Here is a 13,841-nt window from a genome sequence, read left to right on the forward strand (position 1 = left end):
TCGAGCTTGATGTGCTAAATGCAAATAGGGCCGTGTTACGCATTTTACGCAATAAAATTAATGGATTCAGGCCACTGAGTACTTTAAATATTATTGGATAAGTGACAAACGCATGCATCACTAATAGTCCTGCTAATAAGAAAAAGTATTTGGCCAATCCTAATATAGTGTCCAGGCCTATGGTAGCGAAAAGCTTCGCCATTAAGACAAACACACCGTAAGGCGCGATATTCATGACCATAGTCACAATGTTCATGATGACGACGTTGATGTCATTAAATGCCGCAGATACGCGTTTACCCACTTCACCAGATAACGATACCGCGATCCCAAAAATAACCGCAAAAACAATAATTTGTAACATGTTACCTTCCGCCATAGACGCAATGGGGTTGGCAGGGAACATATCCACAAAGACTTGGACTAGGTTAGGCGCTTCTTTGGCGGTAAATTGCGTGTCAGTGGTGAGATTAAGACCTTCACCTGGGGCAAAAAGCAAAGCCATAAATATGGCGGTAGCAATCGCAATCGCTGTGGTCATCACGTACAAACCGACTGATTTAGCGCCAAGACGACCTAGTTTATTGGGATCGGATAAACTACTGGTTCCGCATACGAGCGATACAAAGACTAAAGGGACCACAAGCATCTTTAAACTTGCGATAAATATTTGCCCAAGGCCATTAAATATCCCATCTATAAATAAGCCTTTAATAGAAATAGTTAGACCTAAAAATGAGAGGATGAGATCGCCACTTTCGCCCATTATAAGCTTAAACAAAAAACCAACCAAAACACCCGCCAACATGCCTATAAAAATGCGTGCGGTAAGTGACAATTTATGTGAATCTGAAGCAGGAAGTGCCGTCATGAAATCCTCTGATTATTATTGTATGTATGAAATTTCTAAAATGAATGATGTGACACTTACATGCATATACATCACCTGACACTTTACAAACAATTACACTAATTGAAAAGGATAAACACTGCCTAATTGTAAAATTTGCGTCAATTCATCCAACGCTGTTTGTGATTCATTTAACAAATTAGGATCAGCTAAATCAGCTATGCTTAATTCATCGCGATAGTGTTTGTCGACCCATTGATTCAATTCAATAAATTTATTATTAGTGATTTGCGTATGTGGATTAATAGCCAATAATTCATGCTCTTTAAGCGCTACGCGTAACCTTAAGCAAGCAGGTCCACCGCCGTTTTGCATACTTTGCTTAACATCGATAAATTTGACCTGTTTGATGGGGGTATTAAGATGAGGCAAAGTTGTTAAATACTGATTGACCGCTTCATTATCTTGAGCTTCGGTAGGGGCAATGATGGCCATGTCACCATTTGGTAATGTAATGATTTGCGTATTAAATAAATAACTTTTTACAGCATCATTAATTGACACTGCCTCTGTTGGGACTTGAATAAAGTGCATGTGTGTTTGACCCATTTTACGCTGGATCTCTGCTAATACTTGTTCAGTATGAGCAAATGCTTGTTCGTGATAAAACAACACGTTTTGATTTCCCACACTGATCACATCGTTGTGAAATACCCCTTGATCAATGACATCAGGATTTTGTAGAGCAAAAACGGTATTGTGTTCGTCTAAACCATGTAAGCGAGCAACTGCTTGAGACGCTTCGATTGTTTGTCTTGCTGGAAATTTTTTAGGTGCTGGCTTTGCTGTATTAAACGCATGTCGGCCATATACAAATAATTCAACACCAGGTTGCTCATATCCCTCACAAAAGCGCGTATGATTCGCAGCACCTTCATCACCAAAATGATCGTTTTCAGGTAAATGAGCATGGTGTTCAAATATATTTGAGTCGTTAAAAGTAGCTTTTAATATGCGACCAGTTGTTTCTGGTTCAATTGAACGGTGGAATTTATTGGTCAAGTTTGCAGGGGTAAAATGCACTTTACCATCCGCTGTATCGGCACTAGGAGAAACAGTGGCAGCATTTGCTGTCCACATCGAGGAGGCCGAATAGCAGGCAGATAATAATATAGGATCAGATTTTGCTGCTTTATTGATGACTTGCGCATCGTTACCGGTAAACCCTAAACGTCTTAAAACATTTACATCCGGTCTTGCTTGTGGTGCTAATACACCTTGAGATATCCCTAAATCAGCTAAGGTTTTCATTTTAACCAACCCTTGCTTAGCTGCCTGTTTAGGATGAGAAATGCCTTTAGCATTGTTTAACGAAGCGACATTGCCATAAGACAAACCCGCATAATTGTGGGTAGGGCCAACTAATCCATCAAAGTTCATTTCTACATGTGGCATATTAACTTCCTTCTAAAGCGCTATTGATAATTGACATTCAAGGTCGCTAAGATTAATGTGCGAGGCCTATTAGATGTGCTAAATACTAACGTAAGACTGTATTTTTGTTGATAGTATGACGTAAGTTAATCAGTTTACGCAAATCTTATTTATCAAAAAAGTCATAAAAATTATATACTTACGGAATTTTTGTTGGGTAAGTATGAATAATTTCTTGTTTTATATGCATTTTATAGATATATCTAATTAGAGTACAAATCCTCACTTGTTCATATAAAACAAGCTAATAAGTGACATTTTTTTAAACATTTTCAAAGGATTACCTTTACCTATGGCAAAATCATTAGTTATTGTCGAGTCGCCAGCTAAAGCGAAAACAATAAATAAATATCTAGGCAAAGATTTTGTTGTGAAATCCAGTGTCGGTCACGTACGTGATCTCCCAACTAAGGCATTAGGTAATGTAGCGCCTAAAAAACCAGCCAAAGAATTGAAGACTTGGACCGATACCAAAAAAGAAAAATATTTACGTCAATTTGAGTATGAAAAGCTCGTTGACCGAATGGGGATTGATCCTCAAAATGATTGGCAAGCTCATTATCAAATTCTAGTTGGTAAAGAAAAAGTGGTTGCCGAACTAAAAAAACTAGCGAAAGATGCTGACACTATCTATCTTGCGACCGATTTGGATAGAGAGGGAGAAGCAATCGCATGGCATTTGCAAGAGTTACTAGGTACTAAAGGTAAAACTTATCAACGCGTTGTATTTAACGAAATCACAGAATCAGCCATACAAGAAGCGTTCGCAAACCCTGGCGAGTTGAATATTAATAGAGTTAACGCTCAACAAGCCCGTCGTTTCTTGGATCGTGTTGTCGGCTTTATGGTGTCTCCATTATTATGGAAAAAAGTCGCCAGAGGTTTATCTGCAGGGAGAGTTCAATCAGTAGCCGTGCGTTTAGTGGTAGAGCGTGAACGTGAAATTAAAGCTTTCCAACCTGAAGAATTCTGGGATATTCACGCTGATTTACAACAAACCACTGTGAAAAATGCAACCACAAATCTGCGTATGTTAGTTGCAAAATTCCAAGATAAAGCGTTTAAGCCGGTTAATAAGAATCAAGCTGATACTGCCGTAGCGGCTCTAGAGAAGGTTCAGTATTCGGTCGTTGCACGTGAATCAAAACCCTCCTCATCACGTCCTAGTGCCCCATTTATTACTTCAACATTACAACAAGCAGCCTCTACACGCTTAGGTTTTGGGGTAAAGAAAACCATGACTATGGCGCAGCGTTTATATGAAGCCGGTCACATTACCTATATGCGTACAGATTCAACGAATCTAAGTAATGATGCCGTGAACGCGGCGCGTGAATATATCCAAGACCAATTTGGTTCACAATATATCCCAGAGAATCCAATTCGTTATGGTGCGAAAGAGGGTGCTCAAGAGGCCCATGAAGCCATTCGTCCTTCCAATGTGAAGTTACTAGCAGCATCATTAGGTGATATGGAGCGAGATGCTCAGCGCCTATATGAATTGATTTGGCGTCAAACTCTTGCTTGCCAAATGGTTCCAGCTAAATATGATTCGACGACCTTACGTGTGCAAGCAGGCGATTACGAGTTAACAGCGAAAGGTCGAGTGCTAAAATTTGATGGTTGGACACGTGTTCAACCGCAGGTGAAGCGTAAAGGCGATGATGATTTATTATTACCAGATTTAAGACCAGGTGATGTATTAGCATTAGACAAACTTGATCCTAAGCAACATTTCACTAAGCCGATTGCTCGATTTAATGAAGCATCGTTAGTCAAAGAATTAGAAAAACGCGGTATTGGCCGTCCATCCACGTATGCCTCGATTATCTCAACCATTCAAGACCGTGGCTATGTGCGTTTAGAAAATAAACGCTTTTATGCAGAAAAGATGGGGGAGATTGTTAACGACCGATTAACAGACAATTTCCAAGAATTGTTATCTTTTGATTTCACAGCCAAGATGGAACAGCGTCTAGATGACATTGCTCACGGTGAAAAACGTTGGAAAGACGTGCTAAACGATTTTTACGGTGAATTCTATACACAACTGGTTCAGGCAGAGAAAACCCCTGAAGAGGGGGGTATGGAGCTTAATTCTGCTGTACCGGTAAGTGTGACTTGTCCCAAACCCGATTGTGGGCGAGACATGAATATTCGAACTGCATCTACAGGCGTATTTCTAGGATGTTCTGGTTACAACTTACCGCCAAAAGAGCGCTGTACCCAAACCATGAATCTCACGCCAGGTGATGAAGCGATTAAAGTATCTGATGATCAAGATTTAGAAACTGAGATGCTACGAGCAAAACATCGTTGTCCTGTTTGTGATACCGCGATGGATAGCTATTTAATTGATGAAACGCGTAAATTACATGTATGTGGTAATACGCCTTCGTGCCCAGGCACTGAAATCGAAACCGGCACATTTAAAATCAAAGGCTATGACGGTCCAATCATTGAGTGCGATAAATGTACCAGTGATATGGAATTGAAAAACGGTCGGTTTGGTAAGTACTTTGGGTGCACTAATGAAGAGTGTAAGAATACTCGTAAATTATTAAGAAGTGGTGAAGCGGCTCCGCCTAAAGAGGATCCGGTCGATTTACCCGAATTACCTTGTTCCCAATCTGATGCGCATTTTGTATTACGAGATGGAGCTGCAGGTATATTTTTAGCAGCGCATAATTTCCCCAAATCACGAGAAACACGAGCGCCTTTAGTGGCTGAATTGAAAGAATATCGTGATAGAATATCACCGAAATTTCATTATTTAGCCGATGCACCATTAGCCGATCCCGATGGACAGCCAACGATTGTTCGCTTTAGTCGAAAAACCAAAGAGCAGTATGTAATGTCTGAAGCAGAAAAAGGTAAGGCTTCAGGATGGTCAGCATGGTATCAAGGTGGTAAATGGGTCGCAGATGATAAGCGTAAAAAACCGGCTGTAAAAAAGACCGCGAAAAAAACGCCGGCGAAACGTAAACCGGCTGCAAAGAAATCATAAATTAGGATTCTTAAATGGCCTCATTACAAGAACAGTTACTTAAAGCCGGTTTAGCAGATAAATCGGCAGCCAAAAAAATTAAGCGTCAAAAGCATAAAGCGAAGAAACTAGCGCAAACACAAAAAGTTGTCACCGTTGACCAAGCAAAGTTAGATGCCCAAGCCGCTTTAGCAGCTAAGCAAGCAAAGGATGCTGCACTAGCTGCTGAGCAGGCGAAAGTGCGTGAAGCAAAAGAAGTGCTAGCGCAGGTCAAACAGCTTATTGAAGTAAATAAACAACCCAAAGGGCAAGGTGATGTGGTGGTTAACTTTACTGATGCTAATGTTGTTAAGCGTTTATATGTAGATAGTGCAACTCATCAATTAATTACCCAGGCACGTCTAGCCATCGCTAAATTGAATGATGGTTATGAACTTATTCCAGTGCCGGTTGCGGATAAAATTGTAACGCGGCATCCTGAGGCGATTGTCTATCGTGCGGACGATATTCCTGAATCAGAACAGTCCACAGCTCAAGATGACGAGTGGTATGCAGTTTATGATATCCCTGATGATTTAATGTGGTAATTCAATAGCATTATCAAGTATTACCAATGCCTGAACTACCTAATGATATATTTAGAGACATAAAAAAAGCACCGTAAGGTGCTTTTTTGTATCTATCTAATCACTATAGTGAGTTAATCAACACTCAGTGGTAATGTTGTAGGTGCTGATACACGCGAAGTGACACTTTGCATGTCGGCACGTTTTTCTGTCTTCACATACTCATAGCGTTCAGAGTTATCTTTTTGCTTTACGACAATCTCACCAAATTCTTGCGCTAAAACCGCTGGTAAAGCCATTGGATGTGATGCATGTGCTTTAGGCGCTAATACTGCGGGAACAGAGGTTGGTGCAGTAATTTCTTCTGGTGCAGATATGGTGTCAACCGGTGTTACAGCTTCCGAAACGATTGCAGTTGATGCTTCAGTCGATGTGACTTCTGTCTCTTCTGATATATCTAATAGCGCTTGAATCGGTGTATCCACAACTTCAGACACACTATCTAAATCTTCTTTAGCTTTATCAATAGCTTCAGATGTTGCTTGAATAACATCATTTGAGCTCTCTACAGCATTATCAGATTCAATCAGTGAATTATTACGTTTAACCTCTAATTCTTCATTAGATAATGATGTTGATTCGGTTGTCGTATCTTCTCCATGGTCAGCACTCAGAGCTATTTGCTGGTTTTCTTCTACAATAGCTTGGATTTGAGCACCGGTTGGTTCCTCTAATGGAAGCGCTGTTTGTCCTTCAACAGTTTGCGAAACGTTTTCAGTCTCTGCTTGTTCTTCCTGCTTACGTTTTTGGCCTGCAGCACGAGCGTGACGAGGTGAGCGACGTGAACGGGTTTTCTTATCTGTCGGTACCGTATCATTTGCTTCGACATTGGTATTGACTGACTCATCACCGGTAGTAATTACTTCACTTTGTACGGGTTCAGATGTACTTGCAATCGTATTCACTTCTTCAGCGGTGCTAGCTTCATTAGTTACACGTACGTTTTTACGATTGTCACGGCGTTTACGACGCTCTTTAGGTGCAGGTGCATCGTTTACATCACTAGTTTCTGTCGCACGTGGTTGACGGCGTTTTTGTTGCCCATTATCACCTTCGTCGTTATCGTGACGTTTACGGTTACGAGTATTACGTCTAGGATTTGATTTACCCTCTTTGGCATCATTACTATCATGTAATTCACGATTATCTTTGGCGTTTACATTGTTATCACGTGCGTCATTTTTATCGCCTTGGTTACGATTACGCTGATTACGGTTGCGATTACGGTTTTGACCTTGACGACGTTGATTGTTATTACGGCCACGACCCTTACCTTTCGCTTTAGGTGCTGGCTTAGGAGCAAATAACGCAGTTAACCAAGCAATAAAACCAGCAATAAGACTCGGTGTTGCTTTTGCTTCTGCTGGTTTAGGAGATGGTGCGGCTTTAGGTGCAATCATTCCTTTTAAAGCTGGCTCTTCACGTTGCACTGGTACAGCAGATGCTGCTTCTTGTATTTGTTCATTTGATTCAGCTAATTCTAATTGGTAGCTGATCCCTGATACTTTATCCTCTGGACGACGTCGTTCGATTTGGAAATTCGGCGTAGATAAATTTGGATTTGGTAACACCAATACTTCTACTTTATTGCGCTCTTCCATTTCACGTAACGCTTTACGTTTTTCATTAAGGATATAAGTGGCTACGTCCACTGGCAATTGCGCTTCGACTTGGCCGGTATTATCTTTAATACATTCTTCTTCAATGATGCGTAATACGGACAATGCTAGTGATTCAGTACCACGGACTGTACCTGTACCTGCGCAACGAGGACAAACGTTATGTGCTGATTCGCCTAGTGATGGACGCAAACGTTGGCGCGACATCTCTAATAAACCAAAACGTGATATACGACCTAATTGAATACGAGCACGATCACCGCTAACTGCATCTTTCATGCGATTTTCAACTTCACGTTGGTGTTTGTTAACAGACATATCAATATAATCGATAACCACTAAACCACCTAAATCACGCAGACGCAATTGACGAGCAATTTCATCCGCTGCTTCAAGGTTAGTATTAAATGCTGTTTCTTCAATATCACCGCCTTTTGTCGCTCGGGCTGAGTTGATATCAATCGAGGTTAAGGCTTCAGTTGGATCTATCACAATAGAGCCACCAGAAGGAAGACGAACTTCGCGCTGGAAAGCAGATTCTATTTGACTTTCGATTTGGTAGTGACTGAATAATGGTACATCACCAGTATATGGTTTCACACGATTAGCAAAGTCAGGTCGAACCAATTCAATATGCTGTAATGCTTGCTCAAAAATAGCAGGCTTATCAATGATTATTTCACCGACATCGCGACGTAAATAATCACGGATGGCACGTACAATGACATTTGATTCTTGGTGAATTAAAAACGGAGCAGGGCGTTCTTCAGCGACTGCGGTAATAGCTTCCCAATGAGTGAGTAACACTTTTAAGTCCCATGCTAACTCTTCAAATGATTTACCAACACCTGCCGTGCGAACAATTAGTCCCATACCTTTAGGTAATTCTAATTGGTCTAAAGTCGCTTTCAATTCACTTCGTTCATCTCCTTCGATGCGGCGAGAAATACCACCAGCACGAGGATTGTTAGGCATTAATACCAAATAACTTCCTGCCAGTGAAATAAAAGTGGTTAAAGCCGCACCTTTTTGGCCACGCTCTTCTTTATCAATTTGGATAATAACTTCCTGACCTTCTTTTACAGCGTCACGAATATTTGGTCTACCTTCAAACGTGTAATTTTTAGGGAAGTAATGGCGGGCAATTTCTTTAAGGGGTAAAAAACCGTGGCGGTCTGCACCATAATCAACAAATGCAGCTTCTAAACTAGGCTCAACTCTTGTTATTGTACCTTTATATATATTCGCTTTCTTTTGTTCATGTCCAGGGCTTTCAATATCGAGGTCATATAATTTTTGACCATCTACAAGTGCGACACGCAACTCTTCAGATTGAGTTGCATTAATCAACATTCTTTTCATTATTCATTCATTCTTTTTGTGGTGCAGACAAGCAAGAAAGGGCGCTGAAGCGCATCAAACAAAGTTTATATACAAATAATATAAAGCGAGGTAATTAATGAATTAAACGCCTAATATCCCTTATATTCTAGGGTAAGGAGGTTTATCATTATACCTTGTATGTTTTATTGTTGTCACAATGATGGCTAGCGATACTACAACAACTTATGTTAAATGTTATCGCCCAATCAGTGTGTAAAAAATCTATTCTTTCATGTCGGCACAATGTTTTATATATGCATGGTATCGAGAGAGGGTATTTAAATTTGTCATACTAATAGCCAAAATTATTGGCGCTCAAACTCGATTTAGATGCTCATCCGGATAAATGTTGAAGCTCTTTTTAGCATCAAACCTAACGTTATTAGGCAGTAAATCTTTATCATTATCCGCAGTTGATAGCTGTTTTTGTGCATTCAGGTATCCAACTTTTAATATTATCGCTGTAAAACCATAATGGCGCAAGTTAAATAAACAGGACATTGATAATAATTATCATGTAAAATAGGAAGTTATGAATAATAATGAAACCTTCCAGCAAGTTAGCTTTGTTGAAATCGATCCAGAGTTAGCTGGCCAGCGCATTGATAATTTCTTAAAAACGCATTTAAAAGGCGTGCCTAAAAGCATGATCTACCGAATTCTGCGTAAAGGAGAAGTGCGTGTTAATAAAAAACGTATTAAACCCGAATATAAACTACAAGCCCATGATGTCATACGCGTTCCACCCATTAGAGTAAGTGATGCCCCAGAACCGGTGAATGTTAAATTAGACAAAGTCGCTGTCATGCAAGATTATATTATCTACGAAGATGATCGTATTATGGTGATTAATAAACCTTCTGGTTTAGCCGTCCACGGTGGTAGTGGGTTATCTTTTGGTTTAATCGAAGGGCTAAGAGCATTACGACCAGATGCTAAGTTTATGGAGTTAGTGCATCGAATTGATCGAGACACTTCCGGTATCTTACTTGTTGCGAAACGCCGCTCTGCGTTACGTCATTTACACGAACAATTACGTGATAAAAAGATGCAGAAACGTTATCACGCCTTAGTATGGGGGCAATGGCCTGAAAATCGTTTTAAAGTCAAAGCGCCATTATTAAAAAACGTACTTAAATCGGGGGAAAGAATAGTTAATGTAAACCCTGAAGGTAAACCAAGTGAAACTCGCTATCGTGTTTTACAAGCCTTTGCGCAAACAACATTAGTTGAAGCATCGCCTATCACTGGAAGAACACATCAGATCCGTGTTCATTGCTTACATGCCGGTTTCCCAATTGGCGGTGACCCAAAATATAATGACATTGATGGTAACGCTCAATTAGCGACGCAAGGCTTAAAAAGATTATTTTTACATGCACACAGTTTATCTTTTATTCATCCTAAAACACTTGAGCAAGTGACATTCAAAGCTCCTTATGATGAACAACTCACGAATATCATTGCTAAGTTATCAACATGAATCAGTATAAATGCGTGATATTTGATTGGGATGGTACCGTCATGGATTCGGCGGCTAAGATTATCGCTTGTATGCAACATGCTGCTCATGTTTGCCAAATGCCCATACCTACGGATAAAGAAGTCGCCCATATTATTGGCATCAGCTTAGCGCCTGCGATCGGTCAATTATTTTCTTTAAGTGATCCCTTAAAGATACAACAGATAGTCGCTGCATATAAACATGCTTTTTTAGCCACTGATAAGACACCTTGTCCTCTTTTTTCAGGTTCCCTTGAATTGTTCACTCGGCTTCAACCTCATCTCTTATTAGCTGTTGCAACAGGGAAGGCGCGTCGAGGTTTAGAACGCGCTTGGGTTGCAACAAACACTAAACATTTTTTTATTGATAGTTGCACTGCAGATGAAGCACAATCAAAACCACACCCAGATATGCTTGAACAGATTATCTTGCGACAAGGACTCACACCCTCACAATGTTTGATGGTAGGAGATACGACGTACGATATGCAAATGGCTCAAAGTATTGGTATGGACCGCATTGGTGTTGATTATGGTGTGCATCATCCTGAACAATTAATGCAACATACACCCAAAGCTATTATTAGTCATCCATTAGCGCTATTAGAGTATCTTTGATTTAAATCAGTCAGTTATTTAAATATAGTTTATAAATAGTAAGGCTAATGTTCGCCTAATGGGTCTAACCCTAACTCCTGTAATATGGTAGTTAACTGTATTAAGGGTAATCCAATAAGTGAATTAGGGTCACGACCACTTAAATGAGTGAATAATGTGATCCCCATTCCTTCTGCTTTAAAACTCCCGGCACAATCAAACGGCTGTTCTATTTCTAAATAACGCTTTATTTGTTGTATGGATAAATCTCTAAACCCGACTGTGAATGTATCTACTATTTGATGATGATTATTTTTCTGTGTATCAACCACACATAAACTAGTATAAAAAGTAACGTTATTACCTGAACAAGCTAACAATTGTGTTGTAGCATTTTCCATATTGCCTGGTTTAGTCAAAATCTGGTTTTTAATCGTAGCGACTTGGTCACTCCCAATCACCACTGTATTATCAATGTTTTTTGCAATGGCGAACGCTTTCTCGTAGGCAAGTCTACTCACTAATGCATCTGGGCTTTCATTGTTTAGGGGAGTTTCATCTATCTCGGGAGAGATTGATTGGAATGGTAAATTAAGTCGTGATAATAATGCATGTCGATAAGGTGAAGATGAAGCTAAGACGATATTTTTCATAAAACTCAAAACGTATAAAATGATAGATTGATAATTATAGTATGCGTATCAGATAAAAAAGCCAATCTTTAAGGGCATTAGCGATGTTTATCATGAATAATTACTTTGACTATTCGAGCTGAAATCTATATGATGCGCGCGTTATGCAGAAAGTTAAATTGCCAAAAGTCATCGATCCTGTCAAAAGTGCCAATAAACGCTCAGAGTATTCTGGTGTTATGAGCGCTTCGGACATGCCTAGGTGGTCGGAAGCAGTCGCTGGATGTAACGATGTAATTCACGTCGAGGCCAAGTTTGAAAAAGACGCGCAGAGTCTTACTTTGTTTCACGGAACACTCGATACATCAGCGCAACTTATCTGCCAACGTTGTAACTCGCTCCTAGAGCAAACAGTGCATGTTGATTTTTGTTTCACGCCCGTGCAGGGGCCTGACATTGACGAGCTGGAGTTACCTGAGGCTTATGAACCGGTTGAAGTAGACGAACACGGAGAAGTGAATCTGCTACAATTATTTGAGGATGAACTGATTATCTCTTTACCTATCGTACCGCTCCATGCAGAGGATGCGTGTACTGTAACTGAAGATGATATGACTTTCGGTAAACTCAAACCGGAACAAGAGCGACAAAACCCATTTGCGGTTTTACAAGAACTTAAGCGAGACCAGGAGTAATTTATGGCTGTACAACAAAATCGTAAAACACGTGCTAAACGTGGTACGCGTCGTGCACACGATGCGTTAACAGGCGCAACTTTGTCTGTCGATTCTACATCAGGTGAAACTCACCGTCGTCACCATGTGACAGCGGATGGTTTTTACAGAGGCAAAAAAGTCATTGGCAACTAAGCCAATTTCATGATGCCAGTACTAACCATTGCGTTAGATGCGATGGGGGGCGATCTCGGCCCCCCAATCATTCTTTCGGGTGCAATTAAAGCACTTCAAACCCATCCCAATTTACACATTATTGCTTGTGGCGATGCCCAGACGATCACTGGTATTACCGCAGAACTCAATAGTGATATTGCGTCACGCATTACCATTCACCATGCCAAGATGAAATCACGATGCAAGACAAACCATCGTTTGTGTTACGCACAAAAAAAGATGCGTCAATGCGCCGTGTGATTGAACTTGTGAAAGATAACCGAGCAGATGCATGTGTCAGTGCTGGTAATACAGGCGCTTTGTTTGCGTTAGCATCTTTCATATTAAGAACGTTACCAGGCATCAACCGCCCGGCATTAATTACGTCACTCCCCACACAAGCATCCCACCCAGTATGGTTACTCGATTTGGGTGCCAATGTGAGTCATGATGCTGAAACTTTATTTCAAAATGCGGTTATGGGTTCAGTATTAGTTCAACATTTAACCGATATTGCCAAACCTAGTATTGCATTATTGAACGTGGGTGAAGAAAATAATAAAGGCAATGCACAGGTTAAGCTTGCTAATGATTTAATCGCCAAAACCAAATCACTCAATTACATTGGGTATGTTGAAGGTACTGATATTTTTACTGGGAAAGCTGATGTAATTGTTACGGATGGCTTTACAGGTAACGTTGCGTTAAAAACCAGTGAGGGCATTGCTAAATTTTTACTGAATGAAATTCAGCGCACAGCTCAATCCTCTTGGTTGCATAAGGTCTTCTCTGTAATTGCTTTACCGGTTTTTCGTCGTTTGTTAAAAAAAATGAAAGCTGACCAGTATAATGGAGCGAGTTTGATAGGATTACAGGGTATTGTCATAAAAAGTCATGGGAATGCGTCAGCTAATGCGGTTTTTCATGCCATAGAGCAAGCCATACATGAAGTTGAGCAACAAGTTCCCACGAAAATAAAAACCACGATAGAAAATATCCTGCTGGAGTAGCAAACAACCATGTATTCACGATTTATTGGTACGGGAAGTTATTTTCCTTCCGACGTACGCACTAATGCTGACCTTGAAATAATGGTCGATACCACTGATGAGTGGATTACCGATAGAACAGGTATTAAAGAGCGACGTATCATTGGCGCACATGAAACAGCCGGAACGATGGGAGCTGAGGCCGCTAAGGATGCAATTGAACATGCGGGTATTGATAAATCTTCCATCGATATGATTGTGTGTGCGACTAC

General features: G+C 40.4%; 10 protein-coding genes and 2 pseudogenes. 8 read left to right on the plus strand and 4 right to left on the minus strand.

All coding sequences use genetic code 11. The annotated features are described in order from the left end of the window. Together G2999_RS12200 and astB are read right to left on the minus strand one after the other, a co-directional pair. Positions 1–871, minus strand: an 871-nt coding sequence (locus G2999_RS12200; protein ID WP_010180515.1) for a dicarboxylate/amino acid:cation symporter, incomplete at its 3' end; no start/stop codon positions are given. Positions 872–964: 93 nt separating this feature from the next. Further along, positions 965–2,305 carry an N-succinylarginine dihydrolase gene (gene astB, locus G2999_RS08045; protein ID WP_010180519.1) on the minus strand — a complete coding sequence of 447 codons (1,341 nt, stop codon included), beginning with the start codon at positions 2,303–2,305 and terminating at the stop codon, positions 965–967. 331 nt (positions 2,306–2,636) lie between these two features. Here astB and topA point away from each other — a divergent pair, with 331 nt between their 5' ends. Together topA and G2999_RS08055 are read left to right on the plus strand one after the other, a co-directional pair. After that, positions 2,637–5,351, plus strand: coding sequence for a type I DNA topoisomerase (gene topA / locus G2999_RS08050; protein WP_010180521.1), 2,715 nt, complete (start codon positions 2,637–2,639; stop codon positions 5,349–5,351). A gap of 14 nt (positions 5,352–5,365) precedes the next feature. Further along, the gene (locus G2999_RS08055; RefSeq protein ID WP_010180523.1) at positions 5,366–5,917 is read left to right on the plus strand and encodes a DUF2058 domain-containing protein; all 552 of its coding nucleotides are present in this window, start codon (positions 5,366–5,368) and stop codon (positions 5,915–5,917) included. Positions 5,918–6,030: 113 nt separating this feature from the next. Here the strand turns inward: G2999_RS08055 and rne are convergent, their stop codons facing one another. Further along, complete coding sequence (gene rne / locus G2999_RS08060) at positions 6,031–8,937, minus strand: ribonuclease E (protein ID WP_010180525.1); 2,907 nt, start codon at positions 8,935–8,937, stop codon at positions 6,031–6,033. A 553-nt stretch (positions 8,938–9,490) separates the two neighbouring features. On the opposite strand from rne, the gene rluC reads away from it, so the two are divergent. After that, the gene (gene rluC, locus G2999_RS08065) at positions 9,491–10,441 is read left to right on the plus strand and encodes a 23S rRNA pseudouridine(955/2504/2580) synthase RluC (protein WP_010180527.1); all 951 of its coding nucleotides are present in this window, start codon (positions 9,491–9,493) and stop codon (positions 10,439–10,441) included. Continuing rightward, a complete protein-coding gene (locus tag G2999_RS08070) occupies positions 10,438–11,079 on the plus strand; it encodes an HAD family hydrolase (RefSeq protein WP_010180529.1) in 642 nt (213 codons plus the stop codon). Before rluC ends, G2999_RS08070 begins: the two co-directional genes overlap by 4 nt. Positions 11,080–11,123: 44 nt before the next feature. Here G2999_RS08070 and G2999_RS08075 read toward each other — a convergent pair whose 3' ends face one another. Continuing rightward, a complete protein-coding gene (locus tag G2999_RS08075; protein ID WP_010180531.1) occupies positions 11,124–11,711 on the minus strand; it encodes a nucleoside triphosphate pyrophosphatase in 588 nt (195 codons plus the stop codon). A 143-nt stretch (positions 11,712–11,854) separates the two neighbouring features. Between G2999_RS08075 and yceD the strand changes: the two genes are divergently transcribed. The 4 genes and pseudogenes from yceD to G2999_RS13710 form a co-directional block, all read left to right on the plus strand. After that, complete coding sequence (gene yceD / locus G2999_RS08080; protein WP_010180533.1) at positions 11,855–12,385, plus strand: 23S rRNA accumulation protein YceD; 531 nt, start codon at positions 11,855–11,857, stop codon at positions 12,383–12,385. A 3-nt stretch (positions 12,386–12,388) separates the two neighbouring features. Next, positions 12,389–12,559 (plus strand): 50S ribosomal protein L32, encoded by a 171-nt coding sequence (gene rpmF, locus G2999_RS08085; protein ID WP_010180535.1) that lies wholly within the window; start codon positions 12,389–12,391, stop codon positions 12,557–12,559. Positions 12,560–12,571: 12 nt separating this feature from the next. Beyond that, positions 12,572–13,590: pseudogene (gene plsX / locus G2999_RS12205) on the plus strand (phosphate acyltransferase PlsX). A gap of 9 nt (positions 13,591–13,599) precedes the next feature. Then, positions 13,600–13,841, plus strand: a pseudogene (locus G2999_RS13710) (3-oxoacyl-ACP synthase); the annotation flags it as partial.

Origin of the sequence: Glaciecola sp. HTCC2999, from assembly GCF_000155775.1 — a bacterium.
Taxonomy (GTDB): Bacteria; Pseudomonadota; Gammaproteobacteria; order Enterobacterales; family Alteromonadaceae; genus Opacimonas.

Coding starts and splice junctions, on each gene's coding strand:
- astB (WP_010180519.1), bottom strand. CDS start 2,305: ATGCCACATGTAGAAATGAACTTTGATGGATTAGTTGGCCCTACCCAC.
- topA (WP_010180521.1), top strand. CDS start 2,637: ATGGCAAAATCATTAGTTATTGTCGAGTCGCCAGCTAAAGCGAAAACA.
- G2999_RS08055 (WP_010180523.1), top strand. CDS start 5,366: ATGGCCTCATTACAAGAACAGTTACTTAAAGCCGGTTTAGCAGATAAA.
- rne (WP_010180525.1), bottom strand. CDS start 8,937: ATGAAAAGAATGTTGATTAATGCAACTCAATCTGAAGAGTTGCGTGTC.
- rluC (WP_010180527.1), top strand. CDS start 9,491: ATGAATAATAATGAAACCTTCCAGCAAGTTAGCTTTGTTGAAATCGAT.
- G2999_RS08070 (WP_010180529.1), top strand. CDS start 10,438: ATGAATCAGTATAAATGCGTGATATTTGATTGGGATGGTACCGTCATG.
- G2999_RS08075 (WP_010180531.1), bottom strand. CDS start 11,711: ATGAAAAATATCGTCTTAGCTTCATCTTCACCTTATCGACATGCATTA.
- yceD (WP_010180533.1), top strand. CDS start 11,855: ATGCAGAAAGTTAAATTGCCAAAAGTCATCGATCCTGTCAAAAGTGCC.
- rpmF (WP_010180535.1), top strand. CDS start 12,389: ATGGCTGTACAACAAAATCGTAAAACACGTGCTAAACGTGGTACGCGT.